Annotated in this window: 13 protein-coding genes and 1 tRNA gene; 1 reads left to right on the forward strand and 13 read right to left on the reverse strand. The window is 70.5% G+C overall.

Annotated features, from left to right (window positions below; translation table 11 throughout):
* Positions 1–167: 167 nt before the first annotated feature.
* From SSPS47_RS10400 to SSPS47_RS10430, 7 genes are all read right to left on the reverse strand, one after another.
* Complete coding sequence (locus SSPS47_RS10400; RefSeq protein ID WP_164250477.1) at positions 168–893, reverse strand: hypothetical protein; 726 nt, start codon at positions 891–893, stop codon at positions 168–170.
* Entirely contained in the window at positions 890–1315 is a 426-nt protein-coding gene (locus SSPS47_RS10405) for a thioesterase family protein (RefSeq protein ID WP_147875340.1), read from the reverse strand. Before SSPS47_RS10405 ends, SSPS47_RS10400 begins: the two co-directional genes overlap by 4 nt.
* A 1-nt stretch (position 1316) precedes the next feature.
* Positions 1317–2981: an energy-dependent translational throttle protein EttA gene (ettA, locus tag SSPS47_RS10410; protein WP_147875341.1), complete on the reverse strand. Its 1665-nt coding sequence runs from the start codon at positions 2979–2981 to the stop codon at positions 1317–1319.
* Positions 2982–3311: 330 nt separating this feature from the next.
* Positions 3312–4664, reverse strand: coding sequence for a Cys-Gln thioester bond-forming surface protein (locus tag SSPS47_RS10415; protein WP_164254494.1), 1353 nt, complete (start codon positions 4662–4664; stop codon positions 3312–3314).
* Positions 4665–4951: 287 nt separating this feature from the next.
* Entirely contained in the window at positions 4952–5482 is a 531-nt protein-coding gene (locus tag SSPS47_RS10420) for a single-stranded DNA-binding protein (RefSeq protein ID WP_164250479.1), read from the reverse strand.
* A gap of 187 nt (positions 5483–5669) precedes the next feature.
* A complete protein-coding gene (locus SSPS47_RS10425; RefSeq protein WP_239064837.1) occupies positions 5670–7622 on the reverse strand; it encodes a YfjP family GTPase in 1953 nt (650 codons plus the stop codon).
* 5 nt (positions 7623–7627) lie between these two features.
* Positions 7628–9220 carry a dynamin family protein gene (locus tag SSPS47_RS10430; protein WP_164254495.1) on the reverse strand — a complete coding sequence of 531 codons (1593 nt, stop codon included), beginning with the start codon at positions 9218–9220 and terminating at the stop codon, positions 7628–7630.
* Positions 9221–9544: 324 nt separating this feature from the next.
* Between SSPS47_RS10430 and SSPS47_RS10435 the strand changes: the two genes are divergently transcribed.
* Positions 9545–9617, forward strand: a tRNA-Arg gene (locus tag SSPS47_RS10435).
* 315 nt (positions 9618–9932) lie between these two features.
* Here SSPS47_RS10435 and SSPS47_RS10440 read toward each other — a convergent pair.
* From SSPS47_RS10440 to SSPS47_RS10465, 6 genes are all read right to left on the reverse strand, one after another.
* Positions 9933–11234 carry an MFS transporter gene (locus SSPS47_RS10440; protein ID WP_164250481.1) on the reverse strand — a complete coding sequence of 434 codons (1302 nt, stop codon included), beginning with the start codon at positions 11232–11234 and terminating at the stop codon, positions 9933–9935.
* Between the two features lie 230 nt (positions 11235–11464).
* Positions 11465–12271 (reverse strand): APH(3'') family aminoglycoside O-phosphotransferase, encoded by an 807-nt coding sequence (locus tag SSPS47_RS10445; RefSeq protein ID WP_164254497.1) that lies wholly within the window; start codon positions 12269–12271, stop codon positions 11465–11467.
* Between the two features lie 130 nt (positions 12272–12401).
* Complete coding sequence (locus SSPS47_RS10450) at positions 12402–13184, reverse strand: hypothetical protein (protein ID WP_239064838.1); 783 nt, start codon at positions 13182–13184, stop codon at positions 12402–12404.
* A gap of 271 nt (positions 13185–13455) precedes the next feature.
* Complete coding sequence (locus tag SSPS47_RS10455) at positions 13456–13989, reverse strand: DUF6630 family protein (RefSeq protein ID WP_164250483.1); 534 nt, start codon at positions 13987–13989, stop codon at positions 13456–13458.
* 106 nt (positions 13990–14095) lie between these two features.
* Positions 14096–15757, reverse strand: coding sequence for an MFS transporter (locus SSPS47_RS10460; protein WP_164250485.1), 1662 nt, complete (start codon positions 15755–15757; stop codon positions 14096–14098).
* A 196-nt stretch (positions 15758–15953) separates the two neighbouring features.
* Positions 15954–17267 carry a DUF4032 domain-containing protein gene (locus SSPS47_RS10465; protein ID WP_164250487.1) on the reverse strand — a complete coding sequence of 438 codons (1314 nt, stop codon included), beginning with the start codon at positions 17265–17267 and terminating at the stop codon, positions 15954–15956.
* Between the last annotated feature and the right edge of the window lie 51 nt (positions 17268–17318).

The raw sequence follows: 17318 nt of genomic DNA on the forward strand, positions 1-17318 counted from the left end.
GAGGACACCACCCACCCGGCGCAACCAACCAAACCACCCAGGCCAGCAAATCAAGCCCGTCCGGCGATTGAGGACACCACCCACCGGGCGCAACCCGGTGAACCCGGTGAACCCGGTGAACCCGGTGAACCCGCCCGCAGGCAACCCCGCCACGTCGGCGACAAGCCCTACGTCGGGGTGACGCTCAGCCCCCCGATGCCACCAGCCCCACCCGTACGTACGGCGATCGAGCCGTACGGCGTCCGCAGCCGCATCCACGCCCCCGCCCTCAGCAGCGCCACCGGCGCGTCCTCGGGCATCGGCCGCAGGAAGCCCACCGACTGCGCCGCGTGCACGGCGCGCAGCGGCAGACCCGTGCCGCCGACCGTCCGCGACCAGATCTCGCGGCCGATCCTGTCCCGTTCGGCGCGGTCCCGGTGCGCCGCGGGCAACGCCTCGTCGCGCGTGCGGAATTCGGTGACCGCCGCCGCGACCGCCTGGCGCAGCCCGTCGGGCCCCGGCAGGCCGGGCACCCGCTGCCAGCCGCCGCGCGGCGGCAGCACCCCGGTCCACGGGGGACCGGTGACGGCGGCGGGCAGCCCGAAGCCGCCCGTCAACTCGTCGATCCCTTCGAGGAGTTCACCGGCGGAGACGGTGACGTCCAGCTCCACCGGACCCTCCACCGAACCCTCCGCAGACCTCTCCACCGCCCCCGCGTCACGCAACCGCGCCGTACGGATCGCCAGCACCTCGAACGCCGGCGGACGCCCGAACACGGCCACCGCCCCGCCGCCCGCCTGGAGGCGCACCGCGGCGGCGCGGTCGTAGCGGATCAGCCGGCCGAGGAAGGCGGCGAGATCCGCCGCCTCCGCCGTGTCGGCGAGCCGCAGGGCCCGCACGGTCGTCGCCGTCATGCCGCGAGCGCCTCCGCGTCGTCGAGGTACTTCAGGAGGAAGGACTTCTCCTCGGCGGTGATGCGCCGAGGCCGGCCCGCCTGGAGGTCGTACGGCACGATGACCGTCGAGGCCCGCACGTACACCTGGTCCTCGTCCTTGATCTCGTACGCGATCGTGAGCGTCGCCGCGCCGATCTTCGTCACCCACAGCTCCACGGTCACCGGCTCGTGCCGGTGGACCAGCGGCAGCTTGTAGTCGATCTCGTGCCGGGCCACGACCGACCCGCCCGAGAAGGACGGCGAGCCGCCCCCGGGCGCCAGCCGGAACATGAAGTCGATACGCGCTTCCTCCAGATAGCGGATGAAGACGACGTTGTTGACGTGCCCGAAGGCGTCCATGTCCGACCAGCGCAAGGGGCAGCTGTAGTGGTGGCGGGTCATGTCAGCCTCGGGTCAGCTTCTTGTACGTGGCGCGGTGCGGCCGGGCCGCGTCGGCGCCGAGCCGCTCCACCTTGTTCTTCTCGTACGACTCGAAGTTGCCCTCGAACCAGAACCACTTGGACTCGCCCTCGTACGCCAGGATGTGCGTGGCGACACGGTCGAGGAACCACCGGTCGTGAGAGATGATCACGGCCGCGCCGGAGAACTCCAGCAGCGCGTTCTCCAGCGACGACAGGGTCTCGACGTCGAGGTCGTTGGTCGGTTCGTCGAGGAGCAGCAGGTTGCCGCCCTGCTTGAGGGTCAGCGCCAGGTTGAGGCGGTTGCGCTCACCGCCGGAGAGGACCCCGGCCGGCTTCTGCTGGTCCGGGCCCTTGAATCCGAACGCGGAGACGTACGCCCGCGAGGGCATCTCGACGTGGCCGACGTTGATGTAGTCCAGCTCGTCGGAGACGACGGCCCACAGCGTCTTCTTCGGGTCGATGTTGGCGCGGCTCTGGTCGACGTAGCTGATGTTGACGGTCTCGCCGACCTTGATGCTGCCGGAGTCCGGCTGCTCCAGGCCCTGGATCATCTTGAAGAGCGTGGTCTTGCCGGCGCCGTTGGGGCCGATGATCCCGACGATGCCGTTGCGCGGGAGCGAGAACGACAGGTCGTCGATCAGGACCTTGTCACCGAACGCCTTGGAGAGCTTCTCCACCTCGACGACGACGCTGCCGAGCCGCGGGCCCGGCGGGATCTGGATCTCCTCGAAGTCCAGCTTCCGCATCTTGTCCGCCTCGGCGGCCATCTCCTCGTAACGGGCCAGCCTGGCCTTGGACTTGGCCTGGCGCCCCTTCGCGTTGGAGCGGACCCACTCCAACTCGTCCTTGAGGCGCTTGGCGCGCTTGACGTCCTTCTGCCCCTCGACCTTCAGACGCGCCTGCTTGGTCTCCAGGTACTTGGAGTAGTTGCCCTCGTAGCCGTGCAGACGGCCGCGGTCGACCTCGCAGATCCAGCCGGCGACGTTGTCGAGGAAGTACCGGTCGTGGGTGACGGCGACGACGGTGCCGGGGTACTTGGCGAGGTGCTGCTCCAGCCACTGCACGGACTCGGCGTCCAGGTGGTTGGTGGGCTCGTCCAGCAGCAGCAGGTCGGGCGCCTCCAGCAGCAGCTTGCAGAGCGCGACACGGCGGCGCTCACCGCCGGAGAGCGTGGTGACGGGCCAGTCGCCGGGCGGGCAGCCCAGCGCGTCCATGGCCTGCTCCAGCTGGGTGTCCAGGTCCCACGCGTTGGCGTGGTCCAGGTCCTCCTGGAGCTTGCCCATCTCGTCCATCAGCGCTTCGGAGTAGTCGGTCGCCATCAGCTCGGCGACCTCGTTGAACCTCTTCAGCTTGCCCATGGTCTCGGCGGCGCCGTCCTGGACGTTCTCCAGGACCGTCTTGGTCTCGTCCAGCGGCGGCTCCTGGAGGAGCATCCCGACCGAGTACCCGGGCGACAGGAAGGCGTCGCCGTTGGACGGCTGCTCCAGCCCGGCCATGATCTTCAGCACGGTGGACTTACCGGCGCCGTTGGGGCCGACCACACCGATCTTCGCACCGGGCAGGAAGCTCAGCGTCACGTCATCGAGGATGACCTTGTCGCCGTGCGCCTTGCGCGTCTTGCGCATCGTGTAGATGTACTCAGCCAAGAGAAACCGTCCGGCATATCGAGAAGGGCCAATGTGCGGCTCCGCCGCGTGAGGGCAGATGAAACCATCTTGCCGCACGTTCCTCCCTTGGGAGAAACCGCGTGTCCAGGGCTCGGACACACCGTCCAGGCCCGCGGCACCCGGGCCGCTCTCCGGGCAGGCCCGGAGGGTGGCCGCGGACCGGCCTCGTGTCGGCGCGCGGCTCCGGCGCGCGACCGGATTCGTCTGCGCGTCGGAGCCGCTGTCAGGGGTGACCGTCACGCGACCGTCTGCCATGCCGGTCGGCGGGTCGTACCAGTCAGCAGGAGGTCGTGCGGCGCTCCGGGCCGCTCACTCCTCGGCGGAGGGGTCGTTCTTCTTACGGAAGAAGAAGACCGCCGCGCCACCCAGCAGGACCAGTCCGATCGCGACACCCGCGATCACCGGGGTGGCGTTGGAGGTGCCGGTCTCGGCCAGGTCGAGACCGTCCGTGCCCCCGGTGACGCCCGCCGAGGCCGGGGCCAGCTGGGTGGTGGTCTCGTCGGCCGGCGGGGCCGGGTTTCCGGTGGTGCGGCAGTCGAGGACGCCCTGGAAGTTCTCCGTGAAGCCACCGGGCCCGGTGATCGTGAAGTCGTACGCCTGGTCCTCGGCGACCGGCACCGTGACCGTCCTGGCCTTGCCGGCCTCGACCTCGTACTCCTCGCCGGCGAGCTGGAAGGTGAACGGCTCGTCGCCCTTGTTGGCCGCCGTGACGTCCACGCCGCCCTTCGCGCAGTTCTTCTCGGCGGTGATGGCGGGTATCGCGCCCTGCGCGGCCCAGGTGGCGGTGGCCGTCGCCGAGACCGTGGACTCGCTGGAGCCGGCCAGGATCTGCGTCTGGCTCTTGGTGACCCCGGCGAACGCCCTGCCCACCGGCACCGAAGTGGTCGCCTGCACGCTCAGTGAGGCCGTGCCGTCGGCCGCGTCCTCGGGAACGTCGAAGTACAGCCGCGCCCCGTCGGTCGCCTCGGTGACGGGCTTGCCGTCCTTGTCGGTGACCTTGATGCCCAGAGCTGCCGCGTCGGCGGGCGGGGACACCGCGACACTGTCCGCGTCCGTACGGACGGTGACCGGCCCGAGAAGCTCGCCGCTCCTGCCGGAGACCGCGCCGGGCTCCAGGGTGAGCGAGGCCTTGGGCTCACCGAGATGGTCGGCGCTCCGCTCCAGCCAGTCGGCCAGCTTCTCGGCCTGCGGGTCCACTGCGTCCACGTCGGCGTTGTCCGAGTGACGCCAGATCGCGACCTGCGTACCGGCGGCGGCGGTCCGCGCGGTGAGCGGTCCGGTGTCCGCGTCGTCGGCGAGCGCGGCGAGGTCGTCGACCTGGGGGTAGGAGTTCTGCAGGATCCAGCGGATCTTCCCGGCGTTCTTGTTCGCGCCGAGTGAGGTCTGGGCCCAGGGGGTCTCCAGATACTTCGCCTGGTTCTGCGTGGGGTTGTGGATGTCGATGCAGTACGTCTTGAGCTTGCCGCCGCCGTCGACGGTCATCTCGAAGAGCCCTGCGGGCAGTTCGCGCGTCTCGCCGTCCGTGTGGAGAACGGCCTTGTCGAACGTCCGGAGGCCGTCGAGCGTCGCGGCGGCGCCGCCGCGGTGCTGGAGCGTGTCGTCGGCCACGGCCACGCCCGCGCCGACCATGGAGCCCGCGACGACAAGGCCCGAGACGGCCATCGAGGCGGCGAGACGGGCGGCGCCCCGCCTCCGAGCGGTTGGAGCGAAGAACTCAGACAGCGCAGACAACACAGATTTTTCCCTCCGGGCGAGGTCCTCCGCGTGGGACGCGTGGGGGGATTGCCTCACCAGCAGACTCAAGTGCCCCATGAGTACTCGGGAATCCTATGGATCAAGGGGACCGCCGATGCCCGTTCATACGTTCCGATAACCGTTCCGAATCGGAATCGTTATCGCTCACACCTTCGGGTTCGTTCGACTATCGACATATCTCCACAACTCCCCGGTCAGAGCGGCCCGGTCGGCGCCGCGACCTCCCCGGCCGACGCGGACGACTCGTCCTGTTCGGACAACCACGGTTGCGTATGCACGGGTTCGCGGGTCACCGCCGTCGCACCGGACATCGCCGCGGATGTCGCGGCCGACGCGTCCGCCGGACGCTCCGTCAGCGCCGGATTCGCCCGTGCCACCCGCTTGAACGCCGAGGTCCCCCACGTCAGATCGTGACCGACAGACACCGCGTCGATGTCCACGAACGTCCGGCGCACGCCGTCCTTCGCCTCCTCCCTCACGCGCAGCTTGCCGTGCACCACCAGCGGGTCTCCCACATTGACCGACGCGGTGAGGTTCGCCCCGAGATTCCGCCACGCGCAGACGGTGTAGAAGCTCGTACCACCGTCGGTCCAGACCGAATTGCGGCGGTCCCAGCGGCGCGGAGTCACCGCGAACCTGAACCGCGCCACCCCACCGTTCGTCGTCTCCCGGTACTCCACACCCGTCGCGGCATTACCCACCAGCGTCACCACCGTGTCGTTCATGACAGCCCCCTGCTTCTCCGGCGTCGGCGCTCACCGACCACTTCATGCTGGCCCGGAGGAGAAATCTCTGCCGACGCCTGTGGACTACTCGCCAGTTGTGCAAAACTCCGTCACCCTTTCGTGGCCAACCGCGCCCAACCGCCGGAAACACCCGGCCCACCCGGCACGTGCGAGCACGCAGAGCGCTCTACCTCGTCAGCCCCGACACCGTCGAGTACTGCTCCCGCACCTCCCGGTACCGCATCAGCTCCGCCGCGATCGGATCGAGCACCTTGGCCCGTCCGCAGCCCGCCGCCGCCTCGCGCAGCCTCCGCTCCGCGTCCTGCCCGTACCGCCTCGCCGGTCCGCGCGCCGCCGCCGCGCACGCCCACTCCACCAGCGGCCCGCCGACGATCCCGCCGAGCATCACCAGCACGGGCGGGACGATGCCGGGATCGAGCACCCCGATGATCTGGCCGACCAGCCACAGCCCGCCGTAGATTTGCAGGAGCGTCATGGTCGCCTGTGCGAGCACCGCCGCCGGCCACCAGGCGGGGCGCGAGGGGCGACCGCTCGGCGGCCCCGCCGTCACCGCCAGCTCGTCCAGGGCCTCCGGCAGCCCTACGGCGCCCCGCACCGCCGCCTCGCGCACCGCCTGCGCCCACGGCCGGGGCAGCCCGGCCGCCGCGTCGTCCGCGACCGTACGCACGGCCTGCTCGACCCGTTGCCTGGCGGTGAGTTCGTCCTCCACGATCACCTCGGCGCGCGGCACGCCGCCGCCGGGTGTCCGGGTGCGTTCGTACCAGCGCCACAGCCGCAGCCAGGGCGTGCCGCAGGCGCGTCCGGCGTTCCTGAGCCACTCGCGTTCGGCGGCCTCACCGGTGGCCACCGCGCCCACCGCTCCCGCGAGCCGTTCGGCGAACTCATCGCGCGAGCGCTCGCTGAGGCCCGTGCGCCCGTCGGCGACGTACACCGAGCGCAGCCGCGCGGCGGCCGCGTCCACATCGGCCGACAGCCGCCTCGCGGCGGCGTTCCGCTCCTGGACGCAACGGCCGATCTCCCCGCGCAGTTCGCCCACACCCCGGCCGGTGAGCGCGGAGATCGGCAGCACCGTGGCCCCCGGTTCACCGTGCTCGCCGAGCGCCATGCCGTCCTCGTCGAGCAGTCTGCGCAGATCGTCCAGGACCTGGTCGGCGGCGTCCGCGGGCAGCCGGTCGATCTGGTTCAGCACGACGAAGGTGATCTCCGCGTGGCCGGCGAGCGGTCGCAGATAGCGCTCGTGGAGCGCGGCGTCGGCGTACTTCTCGGGGTCGACCACCCAGATGACGGCGTCGACCAGGGCCAGTACGCGGTCGACCTGGTCCCGGTGCGCCACGACGGCGGAGTCGTGGTCGGGCAGGTCGATGAGGACGAGACCCTCCAGTTCCTCGTCCCCGTCACCGCCCGCGAGCGGCTTACGACGCAGCCTCCCGGGGATGGCGAGCCGGTCGAGCAGCCCGGCGGCGCCCTCGGACCAGACGCAGGCGATGGGCGCGGAGGTGGTGGGCCTGCGCAGCCCAGTCTCGGAGATCGGTACCTCGGCGAGGGCGTTGAACAGCGTCGACTTGCCGCTTCCCGTCGCGCCGGCGATGGCGACGACCGTGTGCCGGGACGAGAGCCTCTGCCGCGTGGACGCCTCGTCCAGCACGCGTCCGGCCTCGGCGAGCGTCGTCCCCTCGATGCGGGTCCGCGAGAGACCCACGAGTTCACGCAGGGCGTCGAGCCGCGCCCGCAACGGCCCTTCGTAGGCGCCTCCGATGGGCTGGTGCGCGCCGGCCGGGGCCGCCGTACCGCCGTCGATCCCCTCCACGCCGACGGTGACGGCCACGCCGCCGACGCCGTTGTGCCCGGCCGCGTGACGGGCGATCAGTCCGTCGTCCCAGCTCCGATCCGCGCCTTCCGCACCGCTGTTCGCACCGCCCTTCGTACCACCGTTCGCACCGGTCACCTCTGCCGTACCAGCACCGCCGGCACCGCTCGCACCACCAGAACCACCGGCCGTCCCGGCATCGGCCGTCCCGGCATCGGCCTTCCCGGCCCTGGCCCTTCCGGCTCCGACCTTTCCGGCTCCGGTCTCACCGGGCCCGTTCGTCAACGTGCTCACGTCCGTCGCGTCCGCCATCTCGGTCACATCTCCTTCTGGAGTACGGAAAGCGCGGCGATGAGTTCCGCCTGCGGCTCCGGCGCCACTTCGAGCGCGTCGAGGGGAGCCAGCCGCCGGTCCCGTTCTGTGTGCAGTACGTCGTCGATGTATGTCGCCACCAGGTCACCGCCCTTGTCGCGCAGCCGCAGCGCGCCCTGCGCCCCGATCCGCTCGGCCAGCCGCTCCCCCGCGACCCGGGTGCGGTGCCCGCCGAGAAGGGAGGCGGCCAGGAGCGCGGCGACGGTCTCGGCGTCGGGCGCGCCGGCGCGTTCGAGGAGTCGTACCTCGTCCTCGGCCAACTCCTCGACGACCCGCCGCCAGCGCCGTACGGCCATCCCGATCCGCTCGGACACCTCACCGTCCGGCCCCGGTGCCAGGACCGCCGCCGAGGCGGGCTCGCGCCGCCACGCCTCGATGACCTGCTCGTCGGCGGCGGCGACGGCGCACTGGAGCAGCGAGGCCAGGCTCTCGACCAGCGAATCGAGCAGTTCCCGCGCGGAGCTGTCCCTCGGATAGCCGCGCCAGCGGGTCCGCGCGTCCCCCGCGAGCACGGCCCCCGCCTTGAGCCGCCCCCGTACCCGCTCGCGCTCGGACGCGTACGCCTCCTCGACGGCGCCCGTGAGGCGTACGGCGGCGGCGTACTGCGCCGCGACGGCGCCCGCGAGCTCCGGCATCCGCACGTTGAGCGACCCGATGACACCGGCGGCCGTACGCACAACGGCCTGCTGGCGGGCCGCCGGATCCCGCACCCGGTGCGTCAGCCAGGCCAGCAGGGGCGCGACGGCGGTGGTGGGGAGCAGCCCGCTGCCGCCGCCCGCCGACTCGGGCAGTTCGGGGATGGTGAAGCGCGGCACGTCACCCAGGCCCGCCTTGGTGAGCAGCGCCGCGTACTGACGTGACACCTCGTCAATCATCTGATGGGGCACCCGGTCGAGGACGGTCACGAGCGAGGCGTCGTACTCCTTCGCCGTACGCAGCAGATGCCAGGGCACCGCGTCGGCGTACCGGGACGCGGTGGTGACCATCACCCACACGTCGGCCGCGCAGATCAACTCGGCGGCCAGGACCCGGTTCCGTACGACGAGCGAGTCGATGTCGGGCGCGTCCAGCAGCGCGAGGCCGCGGGGCAGCGCCGCAGCGGTGTCGATGCGCAGCGCGTACTCGTCGTCCGCGCTCCAGGCGCCCGGGCCGCCGTCCTTCTCCTGCTGGGTCAGAAAGACGCGGGGCAGCTGCGGCAGGACCCGTACGCCGTCGAACCAGTGGCAGTCGTCGGGGTGGCACACCAGTACCGGCGTACGTGTCGTGGGCCGCAGCACGCCCGCTTCGCTGACCCGCCGCCCCACAAGGGAGTTGACCAGCGTCGACTTCCCGGCCCCGGTGGATCCGCCCACCACGGCGAGCAGCGGCGCTTCGGGGTCCCGGAGCCGTGGCACCAGATAGTCGTCGAGCTGCGCGAGAAGCTCCTCCCTGGTCTGCCGGGCACGCGGAGTCCCGGCGAGGGGGAGTGGAAGACGCACGGCGGCGACACGGTCGCGCAGCGCGGAAAGTGCGTCGATCAGCTGAGGCCGTACGTCCAAGGTCACCACATGCGAAGAATGCCCAACTTTAGCGGCTTTTTGAAGCGTATAGACATCTCCTGCGCGCCGGTCAGCCGTGGGGGACAGACAGGACGAGTGGGGCACAGGCATAACGAGTGCACAACACCCGTAGCTTGAGGCGCGAAAAGCACTGCAGGAATCGCACCTGCCTGCGATTATCGGTTCGCTTCACCGAACCTCCACATCGTGCCACGCAGGTGAAGCAACCGGGTCAGGGTGAGCGGAGCCCTATCCTTGTCCCGGCACAGGTCACGGACCGCACGGACTGCCCACCGGCACTCCGGGCCCCGGGACCACGTTCCGGCCCCCGTAGCTCAGTGGATAGAGCAGGCGCCTTCTAAGCGCTTGGCCGCAGGTTCGAGTCCTGCCGGGGGCGCAACAGACATCGCGCCGGATCGGCGGCGTTTCACACAGGTCCGGCTTCCCGTGTCCGGTTCTCCGGCGGAAGGCCGGGGACGGCGGGCCGCGCCGAAACCGCCGCGCCGAAGCGGCGATTGCGCCGCACGGACGGACGAGCCCCGGCGCAGGCGCCGCTAGGGTCTGTCGTTTGGATCAGGCCGGATCAGGGAGCGGGGTCCGGTGCGTGCGATCGCAAGGCGGAGGAGGGAGACAACGCGGAGCGTTGGCGACCGACGACAACGCGGCGGGCGTGCCAGGGGCCGCGAGCCCGGCAAGATCCGAACGACAGGCCCTAGCCCCCGGATCGCCCGAGCGCGACCGACCCGCCAGGTGCCGGCAGCTCCTTCCCCAGCCGCGCGAGCGGGGAGAACGCCATGAACAGCGGGGACAGCACCATGCCGACCGCTGTGAGCAGCAGGCTGGTTCGCAGATCCCACCGGTCGGCCAGAAAGCCGCCGAGCAGCGAGCCGAGCGGGGTCAGTCCCATGCCGACGAAATTGATCGTCGCGACCACTCGTCCCTGGATGGGCAGCGGCGTGATCGACTGGCGAACCGCCATCACCGTGACGTCGACCAGCTGACCGAAGGCGCCGAACAGGAAGTTGACCGCCATGAGGGAGGCGACCGTGAGAGCGGTGGAGCCGCGCATGGCCGGTACGCACAGCATCACGGCGTCGGCGAGCACCGCCGACGACACCAGCACCACGCCGTGGCCGAACCTCCTCGGCAGCCGCGCCGCCAGTACGGATCCGACCAGCGCCCCCGGGCCCATGGCCGCGAGCACCAGGCCCACCTCCGTACCCGACAGATGCAGCGTGCGCGGCAGGAAGAGCAGATAGACGGTCATCAGGGCCGCGAAGAAGAAGTGGAAGAGCGCCGAGGCGAGCCCCACGGCCCGCAAGGACGGATCACCTGCGACCAGGCGGAGACCTTCGGTGATCTGCCGTCCCATCCGGGTGGGGCGTTCGACGGCGCGGGGCGGCGACTCGCGGTGCCGGATCCGCCGGATCGACAGGCAGGACACGCCGAAGAAGAACGCGCCCGCGATCACCGCGATCGGCGCCGTGAGGAGCGACACGAGCGCACCGCCGAGCGCGGGTCCGCCGATCTGCGCCGCGGATCTGCTGCCCTCCAGCGCGCTGTTGCCCTGCACCAACTGGTCGCGTTTCACCAGCCGTACGAGGGCGGCCTGGTAGGCCACGTCGAAGAACACCGTGAGCACGCCGACGAGGAAAGCGACAACGAGCAGTACGGGAATCCCGAGTACGCCCAGCAGGAAGGCGATCGGGATCGCGGCAAGTGCCGCCGCCCGGCCGAAGTCCGCCAGCACCATCACGTTGCGGGATCGCCAACGGTCCACCCACACGCCCACGAAGAGCGAGAACAGGAGGATCGGTATCTGCTGGACGGCGCGGAGTGCGCCGAGTTGGGTGGAGTCGGCGTTGAGCGCCACCACGGCGAGGAGCGGCAGCGTCACCTGGCCGGCCTGAGCCCCGAACTGGGACGCCGTCTGGCCTGCCCAGAGCCTGCGGAAGTCGCGGTCCCGCCAGAGGCTCGGCGGAGTGGGTGATGCGGGAGATTCAGGTGATGGCACAGCCGGCACGGACGGCACAAGGACCCCTTGAGTTGCCGAGAACGAAATCCGCCGAAATGGGGCGGTGAAAGGTTCGCTGTGCCGCAGCTCAAAGGGCAGCACGCGATGACAGGTCGGTCGTGACCTACGGCGTCAACGCGCGCTCGGGTAACCGGGTGTCTCGGGCATCGGCATCTCAACTCCTCTCGAACGACGTGCCGGTTGAAGACTGGTCGCGGATCGGTCCATCGTCAGCCCCAGGTGAGCGGGTCGAGATGGAGATAGAACTTCTCCCGGTCACGGTCGAGCACGATGCCGTACCGCTCGGCGAACGCCTCGTCCGCGGAGTTCGCCTGCCCCTCATCCGCCCAGGTTTCGCGGGAGTTGGCGAGCAGGAGAGCGATGTCCGCGTACGGATCGGCCGCTCCGAGCCGGCCGAGATCGATGAAACCCGCCACGTTCGTCGTCTCCGGGTCGAGGACGACGTTGGGCAGGCACAGGTCCCCGTGGCAGACGACGGTCTCGGCGGCCTCCTGGGCGAGGCGGTGTCCGAGCTGCGGTACGAGGCGTGCGAGCAACTCGTCGGCGGGTGTCCCCTGCTGGTCCTCGGGGAGGAACTCGGGATTGACCGCACCCCGCTCGACGACATCACGGGCGGTCGCGAACATTCCCGAGAGGTCGCGGGTGAACGGGCACTCCCGTACCGGCAGTTCGTGCAGGTGCCGCACGGCATCGGCGATGGACGTCCAGGCCACCCGGAGTCGCGTGGCCGGCACGCGGTCGGCGGGGACTCCCGCGACGGCGCTCATCACCAGGCAGGCCGCGTCGGGGGTGACACGCCAGTCGAGCACGCGCGGACCCGGCACACCCTGCTCGCTGAGCCAGCCGACACGATCGAGTTCCTCCTTCAGCGAGGCCGCGGAGTCGGCGGGGACGCATTTCGCGTACCGCGTGCCGTCCTCGGAACGGAACACACCGGCCCCCGACTCGCCGTCCAGGACGGGCTCCCACGCGCCCGCGCCGCCGTCGTGGCCGCTGGCCAGTAGTGCCCGGAACATCGAATCGATCACGACGGCCACCCTAGCCAGAGCGGCCCGCATCGCACCTGGCATTGAATGCGTGAGCGCGGCGCCACGGACCGGACAGCATCCCGGTCCCCGGCTCCCGGTCCGCCGACACCCCGGTGGCTCAGGCGGTACGCAGCGCGTCCGTCGCCATCCCGCGTACGCGCTCGTCGCCGACCGCGATCATGTACGAGCCCAGTCGCCGGACTTCGGCGGCCGAGGAGCGGTGCAGCACGGTGACGGCGTGCAGCAGCGCCCGACGGGAAGGTTCGACCTCCAGGACCGCCAGGGCGAGCTTCGCGGCGAGGACTCCGTCGACGGAGGCGACCGCGCCCGCGAGATCGACAAGCTGGGTGGCGAGGTCGAAGCGGGGCCGCACCCCGACGATCCCGGTCAGGGAGCCGACTCCCCTGTCCACCGTCTCGCTGATGTCGGCGCGCAGTGAACGGGCCGTCGACTCCTCCAGGAGATCGCCGAGTTGGTCCTCGAAGTACTCGGAGTCGGCGATTCTCACCAGCGCGCGGAAAGCGGATTCCCGCTGCGGGAGCGTCCCCTTCTCCTGCGCCATGTCCCTGCTGTCGCCCAGGGCCACGGCGAGTTGGGCGAAGGTACTGTCCACCGAGAACTTCCGGTCGACGAGAATGCCGTACCAGGGAGCGCACTTGCCGGATTCGGCGGCGTCCGCCACCGCCCGGTATCCGGCGGGCTCTCCCCAGGTCGTCAGGGCCGCGCATGCCAGGAAGCGTTCCCTGTCGGGTGCCGCGGAGTCGGTCAGGACCGCGACGAGACCGGGAACCCGCGCCCGGTGCCGCTCCGGGTGGTCGAGTCCCGCGTAGATGACCTCGTCCGCGTCGGACGTGGGCCGATCTCCGAAATCCGTGCCGAGCAGTTGATCGAACCCGCCCATCCCCGACTTCCCTTCCTGAAAGGGCCACCGGGGCTGCTCGCTCACACCTGCGAGTCTCCCGGAGTACCGCGCACGCTAGTTCGGGCCCCGGGCCCAGAGACAGGGCTCGTGGGCCCACTCGTGGACCTAACGAAGTGTGGGCCGCGACCCTCGCGTCGGCCTAGAACACACCTTGCGGGGCAGGACGGGGCACTCTTCGCACCCTTATGGCGGGTCACGACGGGGCCTGGTGACCCGCCCGGTCGATGCCCTCGCCCCGGGCCGGTGCGGGTCAGACGCCGAGGGGCCAGGCGGCGAAGCCCGCGGCCTTCGCGAGCGACACCAACTCCTCGACGCGGCTCGCGCGCAGGCCCGCCACCGGATAGCAGTCCGACTCGATGTCGAGCACCACGAGGGCCGCACCGACCTCGCGGTAGTGCCGACCGCAGACCTCCAGGAAGTCATGGGTCGTCAGCTCCGACTCGCCGTCGTCGAACAGCGCCCAGGGATCGACGGACGGGCGCGAGGCCAGCCCCCTCAGGCCGAACCGGATCTCGTCCGCGCCCTCCTTCCAGTCGAACTCCGCGAGCAGTTTTTGCTCGTGGAGCGCGTCGACGAGGGCTATCCACGCCAGCCCCGGAAACGGCTCGTCTATCCCGCGGTCGTCCAGCCGGTTCGCGTACGTGCGCACGTAACCCTCGGGGTCCTCGTGGGCGTGCCGCACCTGTTCTGCGACGCTCGGCTGGTCGGGCGCCAGCAAAGACGCCACGGCCGTCAGGGACGTGAGGACTGCGCCGTCGGCGGGATCGGGACCGGGACCGGACATGGGTGTGCTCCTTCTGCGGCGAAGGTCGACAAACGTAAGGGGTGCGCCTTGTTCGGCACCTGAAAACACCTTGCCACAGGGGTACGACAACAGGTCGCGGCCGCCGCTACGGCCCGGTGGGCCGCCCCGGCTCCACCGGCTCTCCCGGCTCCCCCGGCCCGGTTCTCTCCGGAGCACCGGTCGGCTCCGGCGTGCCCGTCACCCGCGTCCCCGGGTGGAACAGCGAGCAGATGAACGCCAGCACGAGCGCGATGGCCATCCCGTAGAACACCCACTGGTTGGCCTGCGCGAAGTCCATCCGGATCGCCTCCATCGACTCGCGCATGATCCGCGCGACATCACCTTCCCCGGAGGGCTGTCGCGTGTCCGCCTGCCCGGACACGGCCTCCGCGACGCTGTTGGCGGCGTCCCGTGCCTCGCCCGCCGGAAGGCCCTTCGCCCGGAGGGTCTCGGCGACCCGGTCACCGGTGATGTGGGTCAGTACGGTGCCGAACACCGCCAGTCCCACACTCGCCGCGAAGTAGCGGATGGTCTGGGTGATTCCGGTGACCTCTCCGTAGGAGGCACCGATCGCACGGTTGACCGCATCGGTCGAGGCCGGGGAGAGGAGCAGACCGATACCGGCGCCCGCCAATGCCACGTACGGCCACTGGTCGTGCATCGACAGGTCCGTCAACTTGGAGGCCCACAAGCCGAATCCGACCGCCCCGATCGCGGTGCCGAGCCGCAGCGCCGGTCTGGCGCCCCGCTTGTCCAGGACGCGTCCGCCCCACTGCGAGGCGATTGCGAAGCCAACGAAGAAGTACAGCAGGAAGAGCGCGGCCTGGTTCGGCGACGAGCTCAACGACACCTGCGCGTAGACCGAGGCGAAGAAGAAGACCGGGACGAACGCGAGCATGGCGAAGAACAGCACGGCACAGTCCACGGCGAACGCCCGGTCCCGGAAGACCTGGAGCTTGACGAGCGGGTCCCGGACGCGGAGTTCGAAGAGGCAGAAGGCGATCAGGACGAGCAGCCCGCCGACGATGCACGCCCAGGTGGTCGCGCTGCCCCAGCCCCACGTCGACGCCTGCTGGAAGCCGAGCACGCACAGCCCCATGCCGCCGGCCACCAGTACGGCGCCGGGCACGTCCAGCCGGTCGCGGCGCGTGACGTTCGGGACATGGGCCATGGCAGTCAGTACGAGGGCGATCACGGCGACAGGGACGTTGATCCAGAAGATCGCCCGCCAGGTCCAGTCGGTGAGCCAGCCGCCGAGGAGCGGGCCCACGGCGGTGAGGGCGCCGGAGAGCCCGAAGAACACAGCCAGGGCCCTGCCCCGTCGCTCGACCGGGAACACGTTGATGACGACGGCGAGAGCGGCGGGGAACATCAGCGCGGCACCGAGGCCCTGGAAGGCCCGGAAGGTGATGAGCCAGCTCTGCGCGAAGTCCCCGCGTGGCACGCACCCGCACAGGACGGAGGAGATCACGAAGACGAGGGTGCCGATCACCATGATCCGCCGGTGCCCCACGATGTCGGCCAGCCGCCCGCCGAGGGCGAAGAACGCCGCCAGCGTCAGCAGATACGCGTTGATCACCCACTGCATCCCGGAGGCCGTGAGCCCGAGCTCGTCGATGATGTCGGGTGCGGCGATGGCGACGATCGTCTGGTCGATGAATGTCATCGACACGGCGAACAGCATGGCCGCGAGAGCCAGTGTCTGATTCGGCGCGCCCTTCGTACCGAGGGACGCGTCGGGGCTTGGGAAATCGCCTCTTTCGGTCATGGACCGGCATTTTCCCCGGTTATGCCGCATCGAGCGCATTCGGCACGCGCGGCAAGGGAAGGTGATCACCGCGAGCGGTCGAAGCGAAAACGTATGCGTAATCGGCGGCGGAGAGGGCATTCGCACTCAAGGTCCCGCCGCGTTTCCCCCGTCGCGGCGGGGCCCTACACATCTGCCGACCGGGCCCGGCGAGTGGTCAGGAAGCGCGCGGCGCCTTCGGCTCGGCCGGTTCGTCCGGCTCCCCGGACCCCGCCGGCTCCTCGGTAAGAGGATCCGACTCGGACGCATCCGGCGCGGACGGGTTCTGCGGACGCGGCAATATGTTGGCGACGTAGTCCTCGATGGTCGCCTCCAGCCCCACGTCGTTCCCGGCGCTCTCGGACAGGTACCAGCGGTGTTCCAGCACCTCGTGGTAGATCTGCGCCGCGTCCGTCCTGCGGCGCAGCTCCAGCGGCACGGCCCGTACGGTCGGCCGGAACACGTCCCGCACCCAGCGGTGCGCCAGGACCTCGGGGCGGGCCCCCAGCGGGTCGCCGGGCGCGTAGTCGTCCTGGCCCGCCATCCAGCTCTCCAGGTCGTTGAGCAGCCGGCGCGCCTGGTTCTCCTCCGCGTCCAGGCCCGTCAGACGCAGCAGTTGGCGCTGATGGTGGCCCGCGTCGACCACCTTGGGGAGAAAGGTGACGGTATCGCCCATCGGCGAGCGCTCCATCTGCATCTCCGCGACGTCGAAACCCAGTTCGTTGAGCCTGCGGATCCGGCGGTCGATGTAGTGGCGCTTGTCGACCGGGTAGACGGACTCACGCGTCAGCTCGTGCCACAGGTCCTCGTAGCGCCGTACGATCGCCGCCCCGAACGGCACCGGGTCGACGGACGGATGGAGCGAGCCGGAGGCTTCCAGGTCCATCAGCTCCCCGGCGATGTTCACGCGCGCCAGCTCTATGTCGTAGTCGCGCTGGCCACGGCTGAGTGTCGGCTGGATCTGGCCCGTCTCGGCGTCCACCAGATACGCGGCGTAGGCGCCGGCGTCGCGCCTGAAGAGAGCGTTGGAAAGCGAGCAGTCGCCCCACGCGAAGCCGGTCAGATGCAACCTCACCAGGAGGACGGCGAGCGCATCCATGAGCCGCTTCACGGTGCTCGGGCGCATGGTCGACTCGAACATCGAGCGGTACGGAAGCGAGCCCTTCAGGTGCCGTGTGATCAGCGCGGACTCCAGCGGCCTGCCGTCCGCGTCCACCCGCCCCGTCACCACGGCGACCGGGTCCACCGCGGGTATGCCCAGCCGGTGCAGATCCCTCAGCAGCCCGAACTCGCGCACCGCGGGACGCTCGGCTATCTCCTTGACCGCCAGCACCTCGGAACCGGCGTCGGCGAAACGCACCACATGGCGCGAGATGCCGCGCGGGAGGGCCACCAGACAGTCATCGGGCCACTCTTCGAGCGGGATGCCCCAGGGCAGGTCGAGGAGCACGGCCGGCTGCTCCGGGTTGGTCGCGCTGATCTGGAGCGCCATGACGCTGCCTCCGACGTTCGACTGTTCGTTCCGTGCTGCCGAATCGGCTCG

It is taken from the genome of Streptomyces sp. S4.7, from assembly GCF_010384365.1.
Lineage (GTDB): Bacteria > Actinomycetota > Actinomycetes > Streptomycetales > Streptomycetaceae > Streptomyces.